The sequence below is a fragment of the Isoptericola halotolerans genome (genome assembly GCF_045689585.1).
Taxonomy (GTDB): domain Bacteria; phylum Actinomycetota; class Actinomycetes; order Actinomycetales; family Cellulomonadaceae; genus Isoptericola; species Isoptericola halotolerans_B.
Map to the genome: position 1 here is coordinate 1,131,633 of NZ_CP140108.1, position 21,763 is coordinate 1,153,395.

General features: G+C 73.1%; 19 protein-coding genes and 1 riboswitch. Of the genes, 9 read left to right on the forward strand and 10 right to left on the reverse strand.

Annotation, left to right across the window (positions count from 1 at the left end; translation table 11 throughout):
- Positions 1-64: 64 nt before the first annotated feature.
- Positions 65-631 (reverse strand): AAA family ATPase, encoded by a 567-nt coding sequence (locus UQW22_RS05340; protein ID WP_407319862.1) that lies wholly within the window; start codon positions 629-631, stop codon positions 65-67.
- 96 nt (positions 632-727) lie between these two features.
- Here UQW22_RS05340 and UQW22_RS05345 point away from each other — a divergent pair, with 96 nt between their 5' ends.
- The 5 genes from UQW22_RS05345 (at position 728) to UQW22_RS05365 (ending at position 5,022) form a co-directional block, all read left to right on the forward strand.
- On the forward strand, positions 728-1,246 hold the full coding sequence (locus UQW22_RS05345) for a histidine kinase (protein WP_407319864.1): 519 nt from the start codon (positions 728-730) through the stop codon (positions 1,244-1,246).
- A gap of 85 nt (positions 1,247-1,331) precedes the next feature.
- Positions 1,332-2,174, forward strand: coding sequence for a DUF4097 family beta strand repeat-containing protein (locus UQW22_RS05350; protein ID WP_407319865.1), 843 nt, complete (start codon positions 1,332-1,334; stop codon positions 2,172-2,174).
- A gap of 27 nt (positions 2,175-2,201) precedes the next feature.
- On the forward strand, positions 2,202-2,984 hold the full coding sequence (locus UQW22_RS05355; RefSeq protein ID WP_407319867.1) for an ABC transporter ATP-binding protein: 783 nt from the start codon (positions 2,202-2,204) through the stop codon (positions 2,982-2,984).
- Entirely contained in the window at positions 2,984-3,748 is a 765-nt protein-coding gene (locus UQW22_RS05360) for an ABC transporter permease (protein ID WP_407319868.1), read from the forward strand. The genes UQW22_RS05355 and UQW22_RS05360 overlap by 1 nt, the downstream gene beginning before the upstream one ends.
- 113 nt (positions 3,749-3,861) lie before the next feature.
- Positions 3,862-5,022 (forward strand): ThuA domain-containing protein, encoded by a 1,161-nt coding sequence (locus tag UQW22_RS05365; RefSeq protein ID WP_407319870.1) that lies wholly within the window; start codon positions 3,862-3,864, stop codon positions 5,020-5,022.
- A gap of 88 nt (positions 5,023-5,110) precedes the next feature.
- On the opposite strand, the gene UQW22_RS05370 is transcribed toward UQW22_RS05365, so the two are convergent.
- Positions 5,111-6,226 (reverse strand): RDD family protein, encoded by a 1,116-nt coding sequence (locus tag UQW22_RS05370; RefSeq protein WP_407319872.1) that lies wholly within the window; start codon positions 6,224-6,226, stop codon positions 5,111-5,113.
- A 135-nt stretch (positions 6,227-6,361) separates the two neighbouring features.
- Complete coding sequence (locus UQW22_RS05375; RefSeq protein ID WP_407319874.1) at positions 6,362-6,988, reverse strand: superoxide dismutase; 627 nt, start codon at positions 6,986-6,988, stop codon at positions 6,362-6,364.
- 239 nt (positions 6,989-7,227) lie between these two features.
- Positions 7,228-7,378: riboswitch (cyclic di-AMP (ydaO/yuaA leader) on the forward strand.
- A gap of 65 nt (positions 7,379-7,443) precedes the next feature.
- Here UQW22_RS05375 and UQW22_RS05380 point away from each other — a divergent pair.
- Together UQW22_RS05380 and UQW22_RS05385 are read left to right on the forward strand one after the other, a co-directional pair.
- On the forward strand, positions 7,444-8,325 hold the full coding sequence (locus UQW22_RS05380; RefSeq protein WP_407319875.1) for a M15 family metallopeptidase: 882 nt from the start codon (positions 7,444-7,446) through the stop codon (positions 8,323-8,325).
- A gap of 46 nt (positions 8,326-8,371) precedes the next feature.
- A complete protein-coding gene (locus UQW22_RS05385) occupies positions 8,372-9,784 on the forward strand; it encodes a polysaccharide deacetylase family protein (RefSeq protein ID WP_407319876.1) in 1,413 nt (470 codons plus the stop codon).
- Positions 9,785-9,794: 10 nt separating this feature from the next.
- Here UQW22_RS05385 and UQW22_RS05390 read toward each other — a convergent pair whose 3' ends face one another.
- From UQW22_RS05390 to UQW22_RS05420, 7 genes are all read right to left on the reverse strand, one after another.
- Positions 9,795-10,496: a cation-transporting ATPase gene (locus tag UQW22_RS05390; protein WP_407319878.1), complete on the reverse strand. Its 702-nt coding sequence runs from the start codon at positions 10,494-10,496 to the stop codon at positions 9,795-9,797.
- Positions 10,497-11,055: 559 nt separating this feature from the next.
- On the reverse strand, positions 11,056-12,600 hold the full coding sequence (locus tag UQW22_RS05395; RefSeq protein WP_407319879.1) for an alpha-N-arabinofuranosidase: 1,545 nt from the start codon (positions 12,598-12,600) through the stop codon (positions 11,056-11,058).
- 115 nt (positions 12,601-12,715) lie between these two features.
- Positions 12,716-13,747, reverse strand: a complete 1,032-nt coding sequence (locus UQW22_RS05400) for a LacI family DNA-binding transcriptional regulator (RefSeq protein WP_407319880.1) — start codon at positions 13,745-13,747, stop codon at positions 12,716-12,718.
- A gap of 111 nt (positions 13,748-13,858) precedes the next feature.
- Positions 13,859-15,034, reverse strand: coding sequence for an AI-2E family transporter (locus UQW22_RS05405; protein WP_407319882.1), 1,176 nt, complete (start codon positions 15,032-15,034; stop codon positions 13,859-13,861).
- A gap of 131 nt (positions 15,035-15,165) precedes the next feature.
- Entirely contained in the window at positions 15,166-15,942 is a 777-nt protein-coding gene (locus UQW22_RS05410) for an ABC transporter ATP-binding protein (protein ID WP_407319883.1), read from the reverse strand.
- A 7-nt stretch (positions 15,943-15,949) separates the two neighbouring features.
- Complete coding sequence (locus tag UQW22_RS05415) at positions 15,950-16,990, reverse strand: ABC transporter substrate-binding protein (RefSeq protein WP_407319885.1); 1,041 nt, start codon at positions 16,988-16,990, stop codon at positions 15,950-15,952.
- A gap of 29 nt (positions 16,991-17,019) precedes the next feature.
- Positions 17,020-18,078, reverse strand: coding sequence for a FecCD family ABC transporter permease (locus UQW22_RS05420; protein WP_407319886.1), 1,059 nt, complete (start codon positions 18,076-18,078; stop codon positions 17,020-17,022).
- Positions 18,079-18,163: 85 nt separating this feature from the next.
- Here UQW22_RS05420 and UQW22_RS05425 point away from each other — a divergent pair, with 85 nt between their 5' ends.
- Positions 18,164-19,888: an ATP-binding cassette domain-containing protein gene (locus UQW22_RS05425; RefSeq protein WP_407319888.1), complete on the forward strand. Its 1,725-nt coding sequence runs from the start codon at positions 18,164-18,166 to the stop codon at positions 19,886-19,888.
- Positions 19,885-21,759, forward strand: coding sequence for an ABC transporter ATP-binding protein (locus tag UQW22_RS05430; protein WP_407319889.1), 1,875 nt, complete (start codon positions 19,885-19,887; stop codon positions 21,757-21,759). The genes UQW22_RS05425 and UQW22_RS05430 overlap by 4 nt, the downstream gene beginning before the upstream one ends.
- Positions 21,760-21,763 lie beyond the last annotated feature (4 nt).

Consider the following 21,763-nt stretch of genomic DNA (forward strand, 5'->3'; position numbering starts at 1 on the left):
GCGACATGCATGACAAGGTTGTCAACGGGTCGGCGAAAACTCATCCGGCGCGCGCGCCGAGCGGCTAACGGGAACTCCTGAGCGTCGCCTCGAGCCGGGCGACCTGGGCCTCCACGGACATCGACGCATCGAGCTCCACGTAGGGCCCCACGGGTGCGTCCAGGTCGAGTCCCGCGACGTACGACCCCACGTCCGCCGTCTTGCCGGCGTCCCGCGCCGCACGGCGTTCGAGCAACCGTCGCGCGAGCTCCTCGGGGGCGATACGCAACCACGCCAGCACCGGTCGACCGCCGACGCTGGCGACCTCGTTGGCCAGGCGGTCCCAGGCAGCGACGTCGGCCCGTTCCGCGCTGAACGGGGCGACCAGCACCGAAGGCACCCCCGCCCGGGCACAGTCACCGGCAGCCCGCAGGACACAGGAGTAGCGAGCTTCCCGGACCAGCGTCGCCAGCCGCGGGTCCGCGTAGTCATCGGCGCCGACGAGGTCCGCGACGACGTCGACCAGCGGGTTCGTCATCGAGTCCTGGTCCAGCAGCGCGGCCCCGGAGGAACGCGCGAAGGCTGCGGCCGTCGTGGACTTGCCCGATCCCGGCGGTCCGGTCATGAGGACGACCCAAGGTCCTGTGCGCACGGGGGAGATCCTACGCAGTTCGGACCAGGCTGCTTCGGTCCCTCGTGCGACACCACGGCTCTTGCGGTGACACCACTGTGGTGTCATAGTGGGGTCATGGATCTGACCCGCTACATCGACCAGCTGCAGCAGCAGCTCCGGACCGCCGCCTCCGCGGGCAGCGACGAGGCCCGCGAGATCGCCTCCCGCCTCACCGCGCCGCTCGACTCCGCCGCTCGACTCGTGCTGCTCGAGGCGCTCTCCGACGCCGCCGGCGAGATCTCCGCCGAGATCGCCCCCGGCTCGGTCGACGTCCGGCTGCGCAGCGGCTCGCCGGAGTTCGTCGTCGACGCCCCGGCGACCCCGGTCGGTACCGAGATCCGCGCGCCAGCGGCCGTCCCACCGGCGTCAACGCCGGGCACCGACCCTGACGGCGGCGCCACCACCCGCACCACCCTGCGGCTCCCCGACCACCTCAAGTCCCGGGTCGAGTCCGCCGCGGCCCGCGAGGGCGTCTCCGTCAACACCTGGCTCGTGCGGGCCGTCGCCGGCGCTCTCGAGCAGTCCACCGGCCGCCCAGCAGCGCAGGCCAGGGCACACCGCGGCACCAGCCGGGCCACCGGCTGGGTCCGCTGAGCGCAGCGCCACCGGAGTACCACGCCCCACGTCCCAGCCACTCACCGCTCTGACACCATACTGACACCACCTCGGGAGCTCCGACATGCCCACTTTCCCCGCCCCCCACCCCGTCCCCGTCGTCGTCGACGTGCCGTTCGCGAACCTGCACGTCGTCGCCTCCGAGCGCGACGACGTCGTCGTCACCGTGCTCCCCACCACGCCGGGCAAGTCGGGATCCGTGCGCGCCGCCGAGGAGGTGCGCGTCGAGCGCGACGGCGACACGATCTCGATCACCTACCCGGGATCCTGGAAGCAGTGGGTCCTGCCGTTCGCGGCCGGCACCGCGGACATCACGGTCGAGGTGCCCTCCGGGTCCGACCTGCGCGGCAAGACCGGCACACTCTTCTCCGAGGGTCCCTTCGGCACCGTCAGCATCGCGGTCTCGGCCGGCGACGTCCGCATCGACGAGGTCGACAGGCTCGATGCCAAGGTCGCGGCCGGCTCGGTCGCGGTCGGGCGCGCCCACGGCCCGCTCACCGTCAAGGTGGCCACCGGGTCCGTCCGGGTGGACGAGGTCCGGGGAGACGGCACGATCCGCGCGACCAACGGCACCACCGTGGTCGGGTCCGTCTCCGGCTCGCTGGGCATCCAGGGAGCCAACGGGGACATCGACGTGCACCACGTGCGCGGCAGCCTCACCGCCAAGGGGGCCCACGGCAGCGTCCGCGTCGGCCGCCTGGAGTCGGGCGACGTCACGCTCGCCACGTCGTACGGCTCGATCGAGGTGGGGGTGCCCGAGGGCACCGCCGCCTACCTCGACGTCGGCTCCGAGCACGGCTCCGTACGCAACCAGCTCACCCCCACCGAAGGTCCCCTCGACGACGAGGCGACGGCCGAGATCCACGCCAGCACCGGCTATGGCGATGTCGTCGTCCGCCGGCCCTGAGACCGCCCCTGAGACGGAGACCCAGCCATGACTCACGACCAGTCCCGCCAGTCCGCCATCCGCGTGCGGGGTGTCCAGAAGTCCTTCAAGGACCTGCACGTGCTGCGCGGTGTCGACCTCGACGTCGAGCCGGGGAGCATCTTCGCCCTGCTCGGCTCGAACGGCGCCGGCAAGACCACGCTCGTGCGGATCCTCGCGACGCTCCTGAAGGCCGACGACGGCACCGCGACCGTGCACGGCTTCGACGTCACTGCGAAGCCCGGCGACGTGCGCGAGTCCATCAGCCTCACGGGCCAGTTCGCCGCCGTCGACGAGATCCTCACCGGACGCGAGAACCTCGTCCTCGTCGCCCGGCTGCGCCATCTGGACGACCCGCGGGCGATCGCCGACGACCTGCTCGCCCGCTTCTCGCTCACGGACGCCGCCGACCGCCGGGCGGGCACGTACTCGGGAGGCATGCGGCGCCGGCTCGACATCGCCATGAGCCTGATCGGCGACCCGCCGATCGTCTTTCTCGACGAGCCCACCACCGGCCTGGACCCGCAGGCACGGATCGACGTCTGGCAGGGCGTGCGGAAGCTCGCCGAGGGCGGCACCACCGTCCTGCTCACCACGCAGTACCTCGACGAGGCCGAACAGCTCGCCGACCGCATCGCCATCCTGCACGAGGGCACGATCATCCAGACCGGGACCCTCGCCGAGCTCAAGCGGCTCCTGCCCCCCGCCAAGGTCGAGTACGTCGAGAAGCAGCCGTCCCTCGAGGACGTCTTCCTCGCCCTGGTCGGCACCGATGCTGGAAAGGAATCCTGATGACCACCCACGTCCTCACCGACACCCGCGTCCTCACCGGACGGTCCTTGCGCCACATCAGCCGCAGCCCCGACACGATCATCACGACCGCGGTGACGCCCATCGCCCTGATGCTGCTGTTCGTGTACGTGTTCGGCGGCGCGATCGACACGGGGTCCGACGAGTCCTACGTCAACTACATGCTTCCCGGCATCCTGCTCATCACGATCGCGTCCGGCGTCGCGTACACCGCGTACCGGCTGTTCCTCGACATGCAGGGCGGCATCTTCGAGCGCTTCCAGTCCATGCCGATCGCCCGGTCGAGCGTGCTGTGGGGCCATGTGCTCACGTCGCTGGTCGCCAACCTGGCCTCGATCGTCATCGTGATCGGCGTCGCGCTGCTGCTGGGATTCCGGACCGGTGCGTCCGTGGGCGCGTGGCTCGCCGTGGTCGGCATCCTGGCCCTGTTCACGCTGGCCCTCACCTGGCTCGCCGTCATCGCCGGGCTGTCGGCGAAGACCGTGGACGGTGCGAGCGCGTTCAGCTACCCGCTCATCTTCCTGCCGTTCATCAGCTCGGCGTTCGTGCCGACCGGCACGATGCCCGGCCCGGTCGCCTGGTTCGCCGAGAACCAGCCCGTGACGTCCATCGTCGACACGATCCGCGCACTGTTCGCCCAGGAGCCGGTCGGTACGGACATCTGGGTGGCGCTCGCCTGGCTGGTCGGCATCCTCGCTGTCGGCTACGCCGCGGCGATCGCGGCGTACCGCCGCAGGGCCAGCTGAGCGGTCAGCGCTTCTGCCGCAGAACCGCCAACTTCTGCCAGGTCCTAGCCATAACGCCTCGGCCCGGGTTAAGTTGAACGGGTCAACGAATGGACCATGCGCGAAGGAGCGTCATGAGCAGCCGAACGTCCACGACCCGTTGTGCACTCGCCCTGGCCACCGCGACGGCCACCACCGTCGGGTTGGTCGCGGCCGCCGCGCCGGCCACGGCCGATACCGGTGGCGGCGACCTCGACGAGGTCCTCGTCGTCGGCAAGACCCTCGGGTTCCGCCACTCCCACATCGACGAGACCACCCACGCGCTCATCGACCTCGGCGCCGAGCACGGCTTCGACGTCGACGTGTGGGACCCGCCGAACGACTCCGGCGGGTGGTGGGGGCCCGGCTCCCCCGGCCAGCCCGATCTCACGATGGGCTCCACGCCGTTCACCTCGGCGCAGGACCTGTCCCAGTACGACTCGATCGTGTTCGTCTCCCCTGTGGACAACACCAACAACCTCGACCCCGACCAGCCGCGGCTGCTCGACGACGCCGAGCTCACCGCGCTGCAGGGCTACGTGCACGGCGGTGGCGGCGTCGTCGGTATCCACGCCGCCACCGACACGATGCACACCTCGAGCTGGTTCACCCAGCTCATCGGCGGCGGGGCGCGGTTCGCCGGACACCCGCAGCAGCAGACCGCCACCATGCGCGTCGAGAGCCCCGCCCACCCCTCCATGCAGGGCGTCCCGCTCGAGTGGGAGCGCTGGGACGAGTGGTACAACTACACGCTCAACCCGCGGGGCGACGTGCACGTGCTGATGACCCTGGACGAGTCGACCTACTCCGGCGGCACCATGGGTGAGGACCACCCGATCGCCTGGTGCCAGAACTTCGAGGGCGGCCGTTCCTGGCACCAGGGCGCGGGCCACGTCGACGAGTCCTGGTCGGACCCGACCTTCCTCACCTCGGTGCTGCGCGGCGTCCAGTGGACGGCGGGCGCCGTCGAGGGCGGCGGCAACTGCGTCACCTGGTCCGAGGTCGACGCCCTGGTCGAGGAGCTGCCGACCGACACGGCTCGTGACCGGGTCGCCGTCCGGCTCATCGACCGCAAGCTCGACCGTGCCCAGGACGCGGCCGAGGCGGACAAGCCGTGGAAGGCAGCCATCACCCTCCGCACGACGGCGAGGCTCGCCGACGCCCTCGTGCGCGACGACGACGCCGGCGAGGTCCTCGAGGACAAGATCGAGGACCTGGCCGACTGGCAGCGAGGACTGGCCGAAGCCGGCCTCTGACCTCGCCCGCCACGAGCGTCTCTGTTCGTCAGGATTCGACCGCTGATTCCTGACGAACAGAGACGCTCGTGGTCGGCTCGGACCGAGATCAGGGGCTTCCGACCGCCTCGACGGCGGGGACCGGCGCCGTGCACTCGGCGAGGGCCTCGCCGTCGTCGTCGAGCAGCACGACGCGGGCGTCCCAGCCCGAGACGTCCTCCGGCGCCTCGAGATCCGTCGCGGCGACCTGGTCGGGCATCGACCACCACAGCGGATCCTCACCTTCGTCGGAGGGCGAGGCGGCGGCGTACGTCCGCCCGTCCGCCGACCGCACGCTCAGCACCGCCTCGCCCACCGTCACGTCCGGGTTGTCCGTGGCGTCCAGGCCGAGGCCGGTCGACCACCCCGCGGCGACCCGCCAGGACTGCTCCGTCGTCCGCTCGACGCCCAGCCGGGACTCCCACGAGCTGGACACCGAGCTGCTGACCATCGCCGTCGCCGCGAAGGGCCCGGTGCTGACGCACGACGTCGTCGCGTCCGCCGCGCTCTCCGCGGAGCCACCGCCAGCCGTCAGGCTCCCGGCCGCCGCGGCCGCGCACACCACCAGCGCGACGGTGCTGGTCACCACGGGAGGCCACCGCAGCCACGGAGCGTGCCGGTCACGCTGTTGCCGGCACCACGCGACCCACCGGTGCGGCCGTGGCCGGACGGTGTGCTGGACCACCGTCCCCAGCAGGGAGTCGGCGAAGGTCCGGCCCTCCGGGTGCCAGGCCGCGCGCAGGTAGCCGAGCATGAGGATCGCGTCGAGGAAGTGCGCCAGCCAGCGCAGCACGGTGCCGAGCAGGCCGATCGGGCGGCCCGACCCGGCGTCGACCACCGCGATCCGTGCCACCCTCTTGCCCGGCGTCGCGCCGGTGTAGGCCTGCAGCACCGCGAGCCCGAGCATCGTCCACCCCACCCACACGGTGGATTCCGGCGCCAGCGGTGGGTCCTGCGCGCCCCACGTCGGCAAGGCCGCGAACGACGGCGCGCTGCCGGTCGCGAACCACGCGACGGACGACACGAGGGCCGAGTCGAGCAGCACCGCCAGCACCCGGTTCCACCAGGAGGCGCGCGAGCGTCCTCGCGGGAACGGGCCGGGACGCCCACGGCCGGGCGACGGCATCGGTGACGTCGGCGACGGCCACGGCGACGGTGCGTCCGGTGCCGGGAACGTCGTCTTCATGGCCGGATCCTCGCACCGGCCGGAAAGCCCCGTCCACCACCCGACGGCGGACGCGCGAGAGCGTCTCTGCCCGTCCGGGATCAGCAAGTGATCCGGGACGGGCAGAGACGCTCGTGTCCGTGCGGTGGCGGTGGCTCAGGCGGGGACGATGAGGCCTGCGGTCTGGGTGCGGGCGCGGTCGAGGCGGGCGGCGACGTCGCGCCAGTTGGCGATGTTCCAGAACGCCTTGACGTAGTCGGCCTTGACGTTGAGGTAGTCGAGGTAGAAGGCGTGCTCCCACATGTCGAGCATGAGCAGCGGGACGATGCCGGCCGGGACGTTGGCCTGCTGGTCGAAGAGCTGGAAGATCAGCAGCTTCTGTCCGAGGGAGTCCCAGCCGAGCACGGCCCAGCCGGAGCCCTGGATGCCGGTCGCGGTGGCGGCGAAGTGGGCCTGGAAGGCGGCGAAGGAGCCGAACTGGTCCTTGATGGCCTCGGCCAGCTCACCGTCGGGCTCGCCGCCGCCCTCGGGCGAGAGGTTGTGCCAGAAGATGGTGTGGTTGGTGTGCCCGCCGAGGTGGAACGCGAGGTTCTTCTCGTGGAGGTTCACCGTGGCGAGGTCGCCGGACTCGCGGGCCTCGGCCAGCTTCTCCAGCGCCGTGTTCGCCCCCGCGACGTAGGCGGCGTGGTGCTTGTCGTGGTGCAGCTCCATGATCTTGCCGCTGATGTGCGGCTCGAGCGCGCTGTAGTCGTAGGGCAGGTCAGGCAGCGTGTAGCCGGTCATCGTGGATCCGTCCTTCCGTGGCGGGGTGGAACTCGACCGTAGGACCTCGACCATCGTTGAGGTCAAGAGAGACCCCCGTCACGCTCCCGGACCGGCCCCGGCAGGGAGCGGACGGGCGCTGTTCGACGGCGGTTCGACGGCACTGACCCCACCGTTACAGATTCGTGACAATCACGCACGCAGGGGATATGGTCGCCTCACCTCGCGCCCGCGAGGTGCACGGATGGGCCGCCGAGCCCTGTCTCCATCCGCTGCCCCAGGACCAGACAGGGACGGGGGACCCACTTCATGGGCGTCACGAGCGCCCTCGGGGTGAAGCCGGCCCCGCCGGCCGGGTCAGTCTCCGACCCGAACCCGACAGCTAACCCCGCAGGCGTCAGGAGAGCACCGATGAACGACCCCTGCCCGCGCGCAGCCGCGCGACAGGACCACCGCCGGACCTCAGGACCGGCAGCATGAAGCACGCACAGCAGGGCCCTTCCCCGACCGGCACCCGTCGGTCCCGGCGCGACCCCGTCCGCGGGCGCCACGTCGCCGAGAAGCCCCGGCGACGCTCTTCCGCGGCACCCCGGGCCACGCTGTCCCTGACCGCGGCCGCCGCCCTCGTGATCGCCACCGGCGGCACCTACCTGGCCGAGGCCGGACCGGTCGTCCGCACCACGACCACCGACGACGGCGCGACGACCACGCGAGCGCCGGCACCCGTCGCCCAGGCGGCCCCGACCGCACCCGCCGCGCCGGCGGCCCCGGCAGTCCAGGCAGCACCGGCCGTTCCGGGGGCGGCCGCCACGCGGGCGGCGCGGCAGGCGCCCGCGGTGACGGTGGACCGGGACCTGGCCGTGTCCCGCACGGACGAGCGCGTCCCCCGCAAGGACCGCGCCATCCAGCCCGCCCCGGAGCCCACGCCGGAGAACCCGCCGGGGTGCGAGACCCCCGTCCAGGGCGGCTGGTCGAACGGGCGGTTGCCCGGCGACCAGCTCTGCGCACCGTGGGACGGCGCCGTGCTCGTCCGCGCCGACGTCGCCCGCTCGCTGGTCGAGCTGAACGACCTCTACACCGCACGGTTCGGCGAGCCGATGTGCATCACCGACGGCTACCGCTCCTACGACCAGCAGGTCGCCACGAAGGCCGCCAAGGGGTACCTGGCCGCCACGCCGGGGACCTCGAACCACGGCTGGGGCCTCGCCGTCGACCTCTGCCCGGAGACCTACGCCGGCGAGCGTGGTACCTGGCTCCACGAGCATGCGCCCGCCCTCGGCTGGGTCAACCCGGACTGGGCGCAGCCCGGTGGGTCCAAGCCCGAGCCGTGGCACTGGGAGTCCACGCTCGTGCCGTGACAGGTCCGGGCTGGCCCGAACGGCTCGGACGCCAGAGAATCGCCCTGTGAGCACGTCGGGACCCGACCCTGAACAGCTGCCGGCGGCACGCCCGCCCGGCCGGGGCAGCCGTGTGGCGTGGTGGATCGCGGGGGCGGTCGTCCTCACCCTCGCGGCGGGCGCCGTCGTCGTCGGCGTGCTCGAGCACCGGGCCTGGGTCGACGCCGTGGCGGAGCACGAGGCCGAGGTGGCCCGCGTCACCCAGGAGGCCGAGACGTCCCGCGCCCGCGCCGAGGCCGACTACACCGCGAGCCTCGATGCCCTCGACGACGTGATCGAGGCGGCCCGGCCGGTGCTCGCGGACAGCGAGGGCCAGGTGCCCGACGACGCCGTCCGCGCACCGCTCGCCGACACGCTCGACGAGGCCGAGAGGCTCCGCGACGCCGAGGTGACCTACCCCGTCACGACGCGCACCGTGGAGGAGGTCACCCGGCCGAACCCGTTCCGTCCGCAGACGTTGCCGCGGGTGCAGGTCGAGGTGGTCGAGAGCTCCGACCCGGCACCCGCCGACCTCGACGCCGCGGCGGACGACGTGACCGAGGCGCGCGACGCCGTCGTCGAGGCCCGCCGGCAGTGGGCCCACGACGAGCTCCGGACCGCCGCCACCGAGGCGGCAGACGCCGCGACCGACCTCGAGGGGGACGTCGGGGCGGGCGCGCTCCGACCGCTCGAGGAGGCGGTGGCCGAGGCCGAGACGGTCCTCGACGCCGGGGTCGCGGCCGTCGACCCGGACGAGGCCGTCGCCCTGCGCGACACGCTGCTCGGCACCACGGAGTCGCTGTGGGCGGACCGACTGGACCAGATCGTCGACGAGCGCCGCGCGGACGCCCGGGACGACGGCGTCGACTGCCGGGTGGACAGGTGCGTCGCGCTGACCTTCGACGACGGCCCGGTGGCGGACACCCGGCGGCTGCTGCGGATCCTCGAGCGCAAGGACGCCCCCGCCACCTTCTTCCTGGTGGGCGACAACGTCGCCGCCCGGCCCGAGGTCGCGCAGGCCGTCGTCGACGGCGGGCACCTGGTGGCCAACCACACCTGGAACCACCCGCAGCTCACGACCCTCGACGACGCCGAGGTGCGCGACGAGCTGCGGCGCACCCAGGACGCCGTCACCGACGCCACCGGGTTCACCCCGTTCCTGCTGCGCCCCCCGTACGGCGACGTCGACGGCCGCGTCCGGTCGCTCGCGACGCGCACCGGCCTCGACGTCGTCCTGTGGAGCCTCGACAGCCGGGACTGGGAGTCCCGCGACGCGCGGGAGATCCGCCGACGGGTGGCGAACCAGGTGCAGGACGGCAGCAACGTGCTCCTGCACGACATCCACTCGACCACCGTGGACGCCGTGCCGAAGATCATCGACGACCTGCGCGAGGAGGACTACGTGCTCGTCACCGTCGACCTGCTGGTCGAGGGATCGTGAGCCGCTCGCGTCAGAACAGGTCGCGCACGTCGAACCCGCCCGCGAGGTCGGACAGCGACTGGCCGGCCTCGGAGACCTGGTCGCCGATGCCGGAGGCCAGCGAGTCGAGGTCGACGCCGAGGTCCGCCGCGTCCGCCAGGAGCGGCCCGGCGACGCTGCTCACCGCGGCACCGGCCGCGACCACCCCCAGGAGCCCGACGGCGCCGACGGCGGCACCCGCCACCGCCCCACCCGTACCGGCCTTGGCGAGGACCGAGCGCATCGACCCCGGCCGACGGGCCTCGGACCGGCCGGCGGCACGGGACAGGTCGGCCACGCTCGCCGACCGCGGCTGCTCGTTCACCGGCAGGTCGGCCCGCATGCGCTGCAGCACCGCCTCGCGCTGCTGCGGGGTGAGGCGCTCGAACGCTTCGGCATGGACCTGCTCGACCTCGTGCGGTTCGGCCGTGCGCATCAGGTAGTCGTAGCGGGCGATGGCCTGCCGGTCCGCGTCGGGGACGTTCGTGCGGGGAGTCCCTGCGGACGACGACGGGGCGGGCGCCGGGCGGGAGGGCCCGGCCGACGGACGGGAGCCGCCACCGACGGCGCTCTCCAGCATCGAGCGCCAGTCCGACGACCCGGACCGCGTGGTGGGACCAGAGCCTCGCGACGACGACTGGTGCGCGTCGTACGCCTTCTCGGCCAGGGAGAACGCCTTCGAGAGCTTGGACATCCTGCTCCTCCTGTCGGGCTGACGAGGCAGTCTGACAGGTGATTCTGAGGAGAAGATGAGAGCCCCGGGCTCGTGCCCCGGCGACCGGACGAAGGTCGTCGGCGGGCGCAATCGCACAGAGCTCCGCGGTGATGCCGCGCGTGATTCGCCCGTGGGCACCTTCCCGGCGGAGCTCGTGCAGCACCTGGAGATCAGCGAGCGGGAAGGGAGTTCCCCGGCTCGACTCCTGCTCGAACACGAATCGGGCGAGTGATGCGTCTGCCGCGCAGGTGGGAATTGTGACGACGACGGCGTCCGACGTGCTCCGGGAGAAGTCGGGGGCGTCATGGTGAAGTCCCGGTGCACGAGGGCGTTGGCGACGGCCTCGCGCAGAGCCCGTTCGGAAGGCCTCATGCGTGGGCACGAACCGTGCGAGAGCATCGCGGGTCCCGAAGAGCAGCAGGGCTCCCATGAGAGGAGCTGCGGTCGGCGGCCCAGCATGGGGAGTTATACAACTTCTAGCAACCGCATCCCAACTATATGAATCCGCTACTGGGGAGCGTGCGGCCCCGTGCGGTGATCAGGCCTCGTCCGCTCCCGCCAGGTCCAGGGTGACCGTCGTGTACGAGTGCGCCGGGAGGGTGACCTCGAGGCCGCGCTCGTGCGGGCGCACGGCGTCCAGCGTGACCGGCGCGACGGCGTCGGGCGCGTCGGGGGTGTTGTGCGTCGCGAGCTCGGGGGCGGTCAGGACGCGGGCGTGGTGGCCGACGACGTCGCGGCCGCGCAGGTCGAGCACGACCGTGCGCTCGGCGTCGGCGTCGAGGTTGGACAGCGAGACCAGCGCGGTGTCGCCACGGGTCGACGCCGACGACGAGACCAGCGGCAGCTCGCCCTTCTCGCGGGACCGGGTGGGCACGCCCTGCAGGTGCACGTCGAGCGAGTCGGCGTCGTGGTGGCCTGTGTTCATCTCGAACACGTGGTAGCTCGGGGTCCTGACCAGCGCGCCGGACTCCGGGTCGGTGAGCAGCATCGCCTGCAGCACGTTGACGGTCTGGGCGATGTTCGCCATCACCACCCGGTCGGCGTGCCGGTGGAACGCGTCGAAGTGGACGCTGGCCACCAGCGCGTCGCGCAGGGTGTTCTGCTGGTACAGGAACCCTGGGTCGGTGCCGGGCTCCACGTTCCACCAGGTACCCCACTCGTCCACCGCGAGGCCCACGCGCCGATGCGGGTCGTAGCGGTCCATGACCTGCCCGTGCCGGGTCAGCAGCTGCTCCATGTGCCCGGCCCGTTCCAGGGCGAGGTACCACTCGTCCTGGCTGAACTCGGTCGCCGAGCCCTTGTCCGCCCACGGCCCGGTCATCGTGTAGTAGTGCAGCGAGACGGCCTGGAACGGAGCGGCCGGGGTGCCGGCGTCGTCATGGCGGTCGAGCGCGTCGAACGACTGCATGAGGACCTCGGTCCAGTGCAGGTCGCCGTCCGAGGCCCCCGCCGCGATCCGGTACACCTCGTTGCCCGCGTGGTCGCGCACGTAGGTGGAGTACTGGCGCGCCAGCGACGCGAACTGCTCCACGCGCAGGTTGCCGCCGCAGCCCCACGCCTCGTTGCCGATGCCGAAGAACGGCACCTTCCACGGCTCGTCGCGGCCGTTGCGGCGTCGCAGGTCCGCCATCGGCGAGTCGTCGGCGCGCGTCAGGTACTCGATCCACTCGCTCATCTCGGCCACCGAGCCGGAGCCCACGTTGCCCGAGATGTAGGCGTCGGTGCCGAGCAGCTCGCACAGGTCCATGAACTCGTGCGTGCCGAACGAGTTGTCCTCGACGACGTCGCCCCAGTGCGAGTTGACCATCCGCGGGCGCTCGTCGCGCGGGCCGATGCCGTCGCGCCAGTGGTAGTCGTCGGCGAAGCACCCGCCCGGCCAGCGCAGGTTCGGGATGCTCAGCGCCCGCAGCGCCTCGACGACGTCGGTGCGGATGCCGCGCTCGTTCGGGACGTCGGAGTCCTCGCCGACGTAGAAGCCCCCGTAGATGCACCGGCCCAGATGCTCGGCGAAGTGCCCGTAGACGTGCCGCGAGATGCGCGGGCCGGGCAGGTCGAGGTCGATGACGGCGCGGACGGTGCTCATGAGTACCTTTCGTCGGACGGCGGCGGCCGGGTACGCACGGCGCTGCGCGCAACCGTAGATGTAACGATTAACTGCCGGGGAGGCTCTGTCAAGAGTCGCGCCGCCGACGGCGAGATCAGCCGCGGGTGGACTCGCGGTGGACCAACGTCGCCGGCACCACGATCTCCCGCGGAGCCATCCGATCGTCACCGGGCGTCCCCGCGGCGCTCTTCCGCTCCTGTCGCATGCGGACGTCCAGCAGGTCGAGCACGGCGGCCGCGATCGCGTCGCGCCCCGCGTCGACGGTGGTGAGCGACGGGACGCAGTACCGGCTCTCCAGGATGTCGTCGAACCCCACCACCTGGACGTCGTCGGGCACCCGTAGCCCGAGCTCCGCCAGGCCCCGCAGCGCGCCGAAGGCCACGACGTCGGTGACGGCGAAGACACCGTCGAACGGCACGCCGACCCGCGTCAGCTCGTGGACCGCCTGCCGGCCGCCCTCGAGGTCGAGCGCATCGACCGTCATCACGAGGCGCGGGTCGGCCGTGACGCCCCGGACCTCATGCGCCTGCCGCCAGCCGCGGTACCGCTGGGCGACCATGCCCCGCGGGTCGTCCCCCGGACCCCCGCCCAGGAGCGCCACCCGCCGGGCACCGCCCGCCAGCAGGTGGTCGACCGCCAGGCGCGCCCCCGCGACGTTGTCCATCATCACGTGGTCGAACCCGCGCGACACGGGCCGCTCCCCCACCAGCACCACGGGCGTGGTGAAGTTCAGCCGCTCCAGCTCGGCCGCGTCGAGGCCCACCACGCTGATGATCACCGCGTCGTACATCCGCAGCCGGGCGAACGCTGCCGCCTCGACCTCCTTCGCGCCGGTCCCGGACCGCTGCAGCACGAGGCGCCGGCCGCGGGCCTCGACGCCGTCGGCGATCGCCGTCGCCAGCTGACCGAAGTACGGCCGGTCGAGCTCCGGCACGAGCAGGCCGACGACGTCGGTGCGCCCGGCGCGCAGGTTCCGCGCGGTGGGGTCGGGCCGGTAGCCCAGGTCGTCCATCACCTGCAGGACGCGCTGCCGCGTCTCCTGCGACATCCGCGGCACGTCGTTGATCACGTTGGACACCGTGGCCGTCGACACGGCGGCCGCCCGGGCGACGTCCGCGATCGTCACCGAGGGCGGACGCCTCTGGCGACGCCGCCTCTTCGGGGGGACGCTCGCCGAGCTCACGTCACCCCTCCCTCCGCGTGCACCGTCTCCCGTGGGCCGGCGGTCGACCGCTGGTCACACCTCTTCGGCGCGCTTCTGCCGGGCGAAGCGTGCCGGCAGGTCCGGACCGTCCCACACCTGGATGGCGCGCCAGATCGATGCCGCGATCGGCACGGCGAGCACGGCGCCGGTGATGCCGACGAGCACCGTGCCGGCGGTCAGGGCGAACAGGATGACCAGCGGGTGCAGGCGCAGCGTCCGACCCATGACCACGGGCTGGAGGAACGTGCCCTCCAGCTGGTTCACGGCGACGACGATCCCGACGACGACGAGCGCCTCGACCGGCCCGACGGCGACCAGCGCGACCAGGGCCGCCAGGATGCCCGCGAGCGTGGCACCGACCAGCGGGATGAAGGCCAGCAGGAAGACCAGCACCGACAGCGGGACGACGAGGGGCACGCCCATGATCGCGAGGCCGATGCCGATGCCGATCGCGTCGACGACCGCGATGATCGCCGTGCCCCGCACGTACCCACCGAGCGTGCTCACGGTGGCGGTGCCGACGCGCCACCCACGTTCGTGGGCCCGCCCCTCGAACGGCCGCAGCAGGAACTCCCACATCGCCGGGCCGTCCTTGAGGAAGAAGAACAGGACGACGATCATGATGAAGAAGCCGGTGACGAAGTCGGCGGTCTGGGAGACGCCCGCGATGGCCCCCGACCCCACCGCGCTGGACTGCAGCAGTCCCGCGGCGGACTCCTGCACCGAGGTGATCTGCTCCTCGGAGATCTCGAACGGCAGGCCCTGGACGGAGGACTGCAGGGACTCGAACCCGTCGAGGGCCTGGCGCTGGAGCTCGTCCCACTGGTCGACGACGGCCCGCACGACCAGCCACACGACCGCCGCCAGCAGGGCGACCAGCGCCAGGAGCGAGATCCACGTCGCGAGCAGCGACGGCACGCCACGACGGCGCAGGAGCGAGACGAGCGGGGAGATCGCCGCCGCCAGGACGAGCGCGATGAGCACGGGGATCACGACCAGGGTGAGCCGGGTGCCCACGAACCCGAGCACCGCGACGACCGCGATCACCGCGAGGACCTGCAGCGACCGCGTCCCCACGCGGCCGAACCCGTCCGACCAGAGCCTGGACGCCCCGTGCGCCTCGTGCTGGGCGGGGGCGCGACCCGCGACGCGGTCCGCCCCGACCGGGCGACGGTCGTGGCGCGCTGCCCGGCGGCCGAAGAGACCCATCGTTCGTCCTCCCACTCGTCGGTCCGGCAGGTTCCGGACGTGTCGACGCTAGTGCGGGCGGGCCCCGGTCCGGGCGACGACACGTCGGCGGGCACCAGACCTGCGGACCGGAGCCGCACCGCACCGGGGCGTCACCACCGGTCCTGCGGCCGTGGTGCGCCGAGCCCGAACACGAGCTGCGGCACGCCGTCGACGTCGAGCCGGCGGACGGAGATCTCGTACACCGGCTCGAGCAACTCCGGCACCAGCACGTCGGCGGGCGCCCCCGCCGCCACCACGTGTCCGCCGTGCAGCAGCACGAGCTCGTCGCAGTAGCGCGCTGCCAGGTTGAGGTCGTGCAGGACCGTGACGGTGGTCAGGGGGAGACCGTGGACGAGGCCGAGGATCTCGTGCTGGTACCGCACGTCGAGGTGGTTCGTGGGCTCGTCGAGCAGCAGGTGGGTGGAACCCTGGGCGAGCGCGCGGGCGATGAGCACCCGCTGCCGCTCACCGCCAGACAGGTCGTCGACGTGGCGGTGCGCCAGGTGGGTCACGCCGGCCCGGTCCATCGCCTGCTGCGCCGCGCGTTCGTCGTCGGGCCGGTAGCGGCTCCAGCCCGACATGCGGGCCGACCGGCCGAGCAGCACCGAGTCCCAGGCGGTGGACGGCAGTCCGCTGGGCTCCTCCTGCGCGACCACGGCGATCCGGTCGGCTCGCTGCCGCGGCGTCAGGTCGCGCACGAGGTCGTCGTCGACGGTCACCGTCCCCTCGCCGTCGATCGCCCCGAGGATGGTGCGCAGCATGGTCGACTTGCCGGAGCCGTTGGGCCCGATGAGACCGAGCGTGCGGCCGTCGGCGGCCACCAGGTCGGCGTCCGCCACGGCGACCGTCCGGCCGTACCGGACGGTCAGCCCTCGCGTGCCGATCACGAGGGCGTCACCCCTCCAGCGCGCCGGTGCCCTCGAGCACCGCCTCGAGACCTCGCACCGCGCCCGGGTCCGGCGCGAGGTCGGCGGCGGGCACGCCGACGACGCGGTTCTCCTGGACGGCGGAGAGGTCCTCGGCGCCGGGCTCGCCCAGGAACGTGGCCAGGGCGTCGTCGTAGCTCTCCCCGTAGAGGCCGTACGCCAGCACGACGACGTCGGGGTCGGCGTCGAGCAGCGTCTCGACGTTCGCCTCCAGGTAGACGGAAGGTTCGTCGCCGTAGACGTTCTCGAACCCGGCCCGGGCGAGCACGTCGTCGGCGATGCCCTGGCCGCCGCGGGCGGACATCGTGGCCTCGTCGGAGAAGTAGTAGACGACGGCGGCGGTCTCGTCGGCGACCGTCCGCTCACCGGCCGAGGCGGTCAGGTCGTCGAGCTCGGCGCGCAGGGCCTCGACGTTCTGCGCGGCCTGCTCCTGGGTGTCGAACACGGTCGCGAGCCGCTCGACGTCGTCGAAGACCGCCTCGAAGTCGGTCTTCTCGGTCAGCGCTGCGTCGTGGCTGCACTCGCCGTCGATGACGACGTTGGTCAGGCCGGCTGCTTCGACGTCCTCGACCGCCGCGTTGAAGAGCCCGTAGCCGACGATGATGTCCGCCTCGGCCCCGACGATCACCTCGATGGTCGGGTCGAACGGATCGAGGACGGGTGCCTCGGTCGGCGGGTCGGCCAGGTCGGCCGGCAGCTCCGCGCCGAACTCGCCGGCACGCGCCACGATCCGGTCCGAGGCTCCCGCCGCGTCGAGCAGCGCGACGGCAGAGGTGCCGACGGTGAGCACCGCCTGCGGTGCCGTGGTGATCTCGAGCTCCTCGCCACAGTTCTGGACGGTCAGCGGGTACTCGGTGGCGGTGCTCCCGGGAGCCGCGGACGCCGAGGCAGCGTCGGTGCTGTCGCTGCCCGCGGAGGCATCGGCGTCCGTCGAGCAGGCGGCGAGCGTGGTCAGAGCGAGCGCGCCGAGCACGGCAGGCCCGCGGCGGCGGAGGGTGGCAGGGGACATGAGGGTCTCCGTTCTGGGTGGGTACGTCCTCAGCGGGTGAGGGACGAGCGGACGAGCGCGATGAGCAGCGGGGTGCCGATCAGCGCGGTGAGGATGCCGAGCGGCAGCTCACGGGGGGCGAAGGCGGTCCGGGCCAGCGCGTCGGCGCAGACGAGGAGCAGGGCGCCGAGGAGCGCGGACACCGGGAGCACGATCCGGTGGTTGCCGCCGACGAGGCGTCGCGCGATGTGCGGGACCACGAGGCCGACGAACCCGATCAGCCCGGAGACGGAGACCGCGACCGCCACGACGAGACTGACCACGACGACCGCGGCGGACCGGAACCGCGCCGGGTGGGTGCCCAGCGCGAGCGCCGTGTCGTCGCCGATGGTGAGCGCGTCCAGGCGCCGTGCCCAGCCGACGAAGATCACCACGCCGGCCAGGACGGCGAGCACGGCCAGGGGCACCGCGGACCAGCGTGACTGCGCGAGGGATCCGAGGGTCCAGAACATCACCGCGCGGGCGCCCTCGCGGGACTCGCTGGCGAACACGAGGAAGTTGGTCAGCGCGGTCAGGGCGAAGCCGACGGCGATCCCGGCGAACACCAGCCGGGACGTGATCAGCCGGCCACCGATCCGGGCCACCGAGAGCACGAGGACGATGGCGAGCAGCGCACCGACGAACGCGCTGCCCGTCAGGGCGAGCACCCCTCCCCCGACGCCGAACAGGATGCTGGCGGCCGCGCCGACCGAGGCCCCGGAGGAGATGCCCAGCAGGTAGGGGTCGGCGAGCGGGTTGCGCACCAGCGCCTGGATGACGACGCCTGCGGTGGCGAGCGCAGCCCCGACGGCGGCGCCCAGGATCACGCGGGGCACCCGGATCAGCCAGACGATCGAGTCGTGCGTGGCCGTCGTCCCGCCGGGGTCGCGCAGGCCCAGGTGGCCCAGCACGACGTCGGTCACGACGGACGGCGGGATCGTGACGGGGCCGATCCCGACGGCGACCACCGACACGCCGGCCAGGGCCACGACCAGCACGGTCAGCAGCGCGCCGTGCCGTCGGCGTGTCGCCCCGGCCGCCGCCGCCAACGAGGTCTCGGTCACCGTCATCTGTGGCCCGCACCACGGTCGATCGTGTACAAAGGACTCCGTCCGAAGTTGGGAACGATTCTCAGTCTCACGATAGCAGGGTTGGATGATCCACCTCCGCCTCCTCCGCCTCACCCGGTCCGTCGCCGGTGGCCAGCTGCTCTGCGCCGTCGTCGGGCTCGTTCTCAGCGCCCTGGCGATCGCCCAGGCGATCGCCATGTCGCGCCTGTTCGCCGGGATCCTGGCGGGCCAGGATCTCGCCGCGCTGACGTGCCCGTTCGCGCTCCTCGCCACGGCGCTCCTGCTCCGGCCCGCCGCCACCGCGCTGCGCGAGCTGTGCGCCCACGCCGTCGCCGGCCGGACCAAGCGCCGGCTGCGCGCGGCCCTGCTCGACGCCGACGCCGCCCGCGGCCCGTTCGCCCGCCCCACCGAGAACCTCGGCGGGCGCCACTCCCTGCTGGTCGACGGCGTGGAGAACCTCGAGCCCTACGTCACCCGCTACGTGCCCCAGGTGCTCGTCACGGCCGCCACGGCCGCGGCCACCGTGGCGATCCTGGTCGCGATCGACCCCGTGGTCGGGCTGGTCGCCGGGCTGACCGCCGCCGTCGTGCCGCTCCTGCCCCGACTGTGGGACCGGGCGCTGCGGTCGCGCGGGGACGACCACTGGGACGCGTACGCCGGGATGCACGCCGACGTCGTGGACTCGATGCGCGGGATGGAGACGCTCAAGCTGCTCGGCGCCTCGGGCCGACGACGCGAGGAGCTCGTCGCGGGCAGCGCACGCCTGCTGCGGTCCACCCTGCACCAGCTGCGCTTGTCCCTGGCAGAGTCCGGCCTCACCGGGTTCCTCCTCGTCGCCGGCCCGGCGCTGGTGCTCTCCGTCGGCGTCCTGCGCGTCACGACCGGCGAGCTGGCCGCACCCTCCCTGTTCGCGGTGACGCTCATCGGGTTCGAGGTGTTCCGCCCGTTCCGGGACCTGGCCAACCACTGGCACGCCGGCTACCTCGGCGTCTCGGCGGGCTCCCGGCTGCTGGACCAGCTTGCTGACCCGGCGCAGGCGGCAGCGTCACGCCCGCGCCCGACCGGCACGGCCATCGGTGCCCCGCAGGACCCGGAGGCCGCCGTCGAGATGGTCGACGTCCGGGTCCGCTACCCCGGTGCCGAAGAGCCCGCCGTGGACGGCCTCACCCTGCGCGTGCGGTCCGGGTCGACGACGGCGGTCGTCGGCCCGTCCGGCGCCGGCAAGTCGACCGTCGCAAACCTCGTCCTCGGTCTCCTCGCACCCGAGTCCGGAACTGTCGCCGTGCGCGCCGCCGACGGCGTGCCCCCGGTCACGCTCGTCTCCCAGGACCCCGTCCTGTTCGCGGGCACCGTCCGCGACAACCTGACGGTCGTGGCCCCTGCGGCCGACGACGCCGAGCTCGCCGCCGCGCTGGGGCAGGCGCAGGCCGCGGAGCTCGTCGGACCCGCCGGTGCCGGCCTCGACGCCCCCGTCGGCGAGGGTGGAGGCCTGCTCTCGGGCGGTCAGCGCCAACGCGTGGCGATCGCCCGGGCGCTGCTGCGCCGCTCGCCCGTGCTGGTCCTCGACGAGGCGTCCTCCGCCCTCGACGCGGACCGCGAGCGCCGCCTGCTCACCGCGCTGCGCGGCGCGGACGACGCCGGGACCCTGCTGATCATCGCCCACCGCCTGGGCGCGGTCCGTGACGCGGACCGGATCGTGGTGCTCGACGGGGGCCGCGTCGTGGAGGACGGCACCTACGACGAGCTGGTCGCTGCCGACGGCCTCTTCGCGCGGCTCCACGCCGCCCAGACCGAGGGGATCGCCGCATGAGCGCCGCACCCACGACCGGCACGACCGGCACCCTGCTAGGACCCGTCCTGCGCCTGCTCGGTGAGGTGCGCGGAGAAGGCTCGCTGTTCCTGCGCTCGACCGCCGCGATGACCGGGTTCCAGCTGGCCACGGCCGCCGCCGCCGGGATCAGCACCGCCGTCGCCGCGCTCGTGACGTCCTCGTCCACGTCCACGTCGCCGGTGGGGGTGCTGCTGGTCGCGCTGCTGGCCACCGTGGTCGCCGTCGCCGTCCTGACCTGGGTGGAGTCCTGGCTCAGCCACGTGCTCGCCTACCGCGTGATCGACGCGCTGCGCGTGCGGGTCTACGACGCGGTGGAGCAGATCGTCCCGGCGCGGTCGGGACGACGCCGGGCGGGCGAGGTCGCCGGGACGGCGATGAACGACGTCGAGACCCTGGAGTGGTTCTACGCCCACACCCTCGGCGCGGGCGTCAACGCCGTCGTCTCCCCGGCGCTCGTCTCGGTGGCGCTGGTGGCCATGGTGGGTCCGCGCGGCCTGATCGTCACCGTCGGCGTGGGGCTCCTGCTCGCAGTCCCCTGGCTGTTCGCGGGCCTGCAGCGACGCCAGGGCACGGCGATCCGCCGGGAGCTCGGCAGCCTGCAGGCCGTCGCCTTCGAGGGGGCGCAGGCGCGGCGCGAGCTGGCCGCGCTCGACCTGACGCGACACCACCGCGCCCAGGTGCTGGCCGGCACCCGTGCGGTCCAGGCCGCGAAGCTCCGGTTCGCCCTGCGCTCCGCCGGCGAGTCGGCTCTCGCGGACCTCGTGGTGGCGGCCACCAGCCTGCTGTTCCTCGCCTCCCTCGTGCAGGGTTCCCTCGCCGGGGAGCTCGCCCCCGTGCTGATCCCGCCGGCGACGGTGCTGGTCGCCGCAGCGGTCGCTCCCGCGGCCGGCGCCTTCGCCATGGTGCAACGCCTCGGCGAGATGTCCGCCGCGGCGCAGCGGGTGCTCGACCTCGTCGACGAGGGCGACCGGGCGAGGGCCTCGGCCGGTCCCGCCGCGGCCGAGCCGGACGCGGCCCGGGCCGGGGACGACGTGCCCGGCGCGTCCGCGGACCCGCCGTCGTCCCCCCGCGGGCACCTGCACCTCAGCAGCGTGCGCTTCGCCTACGCCGACGGGCCGGTCGTGCTCGACGGCCTCGACCTGAAGGTCGAGGCGGGCCAGCACCTCGCCGTCGTGGGCGGCTCCGGGGCCGGCAAGACCACCGTCGCCCGGCTGCTCACCCGCCTGTGGGAGCCGCAGGCCGGTCAGATCCTGCTCGACGGACGCCGCATCGACTCCCTGCCCGCCGACGAGCTGCGCCGCCGGGTCGCGCTGGTGTCGCAGCACCCGTTCGTCTTCCGCGGCACCGTCCGCAGCAACCTGCTGCTCGCCACCCCCACGGCCACCGACGCCGACCTGTGGCGGGCGCTCGACGACGCCGGCCTCGCCGAGACGCTCCGTGGCAGGCCCGACGGCCTCGACACACCCCTGGGCGACCGCGGCTCGACCCTGTCGGGCGGGCAGCGCCAGCGCCTGTCCGTCGCACAGGCGCTCCTGCGGGACCCGGCCGTCCTCGTCCTCGACGAGGCCTCCGCGCACCTCGACGCCGTCGGCGAGCAGGACCTCGCCGACACCGTCGCGAGATGGCGCCGCACCACGCTCGTCATCGCCCACCGCATCTCCACGATCCGGCGTGCCGACCGGGTCGTGCTGCTCGCCGACGGCCGCATCGTCGCCGACGGCCGCCACACCGAGCTGCTGCAGAGCTCACCCAGCTACCGGCGCCTGCTCGCTCAGAGCGTCGCCGGTGAACCCGAGCCGGCCGTCCCGGTCGGCTCGTCCCGAGAAGAAGGAAGGAACGATCACCCATGAAGAC

What these genes read in the sequence shown, in the direction of transcription:
- UQW22_RS05345 (WP_407319864.1), top strand. Translation starts at nt 728, where the DNA reads ATGGATCTGACCCGCTACATCGACCAGCTGCAGCAGCAGCTCCGGACC.
- UQW22_RS05350 (WP_407319865.1), top strand. Translation starts at nt 1,332, where the DNA reads ATGCCCACTTTCCCCGCCCCCCACCCCGTCCCCGTCGTCGTCGACGTG.
- UQW22_RS05355 (WP_407319867.1), top strand. Translation starts at nt 2,202, where the DNA reads ATGACTCACGACCAGTCCCGCCAGTCCGCCATCCGCGTGCGGGGTGTC.
- UQW22_RS05360 (WP_407319868.1), top strand. Translation starts at nt 2,984, where the DNA reads ATGACCACCCACGTCCTCACCGACACCCGCGTCCTCACCGGACGGTCC.
- UQW22_RS05365 (WP_407319870.1), top strand. Translation starts at nt 3,862, where the DNA reads ATGAGCAGCCGAACGTCCACGACCCGTTGTGCACTCGCCCTGGCCACC.
- UQW22_RS05370 (WP_407319872.1), bottom strand. Translation starts at nt 6,226, where the DNA reads ATGAAGACGACGTTCCCGGCACCGGACGCACCGTCGCCGTGGCCGTCG.
- UQW22_RS05375 (WP_407319874.1), bottom strand. Translation starts at nt 6,988, where the DNA reads ATGACCGGCTACACGCTGCCTGACCTGCCCTACGACTACAGCGCGCTC.
- UQW22_RS05380 (WP_407319875.1), top strand. Translation starts at nt 7,444, where the DNA reads ATGAAGCACGCACAGCAGGGCCCTTCCCCGACCGGCACCCGTCGGTCC.
- UQW22_RS05390 (WP_407319878.1), bottom strand. Translation starts at nt 10,496, where the DNA reads ATGTCCAAGCTCTCGAAGGCGTTCTCCCTGGCCGAGAAGGCGTACGAC.
- UQW22_RS05395 (WP_407319879.1), bottom strand. Translation starts at nt 12,600, where the DNA reads ATGAGCACCGTCCGCGCCGTCATCGACCTCGACCTGCCCGGCCCGCGC.
- UQW22_RS05405 (WP_407319882.1), bottom strand. Translation starts at nt 15,034, where the DNA reads ATGGGTCTCTTCGGCCGCCGGGCAGCGCGCCACGACCGTCGCCCGGTC.
- UQW22_RS05415 (WP_407319885.1), bottom strand. Translation starts at nt 16,990, where the DNA reads ATGTCCCCTGCCACCCTCCGCCGCCGCGGGCCTGCCGTGCTCGGCGCG.
- UQW22_RS05420 (WP_407319886.1), bottom strand. Translation starts at nt 18,078, where the DNA reads ATGACGGTGACCGAGACCTCGTTGGCGGCGGCGGCCGGGGCGACACGC.
- UQW22_RS05425 (WP_407319888.1), top strand. Translation starts at nt 18,164, where the DNA reads ATGATCCACCTCCGCCTCCTCCGCCTCACCCGGTCCGTCGCCGGTGGC.
- UQW22_RS05430 (WP_407319889.1), top strand. Translation starts at nt 19,885, where the DNA reads ATGAGCGCCGCACCCACGACCGGCACGACCGGCACCCTGCTAGGACCC.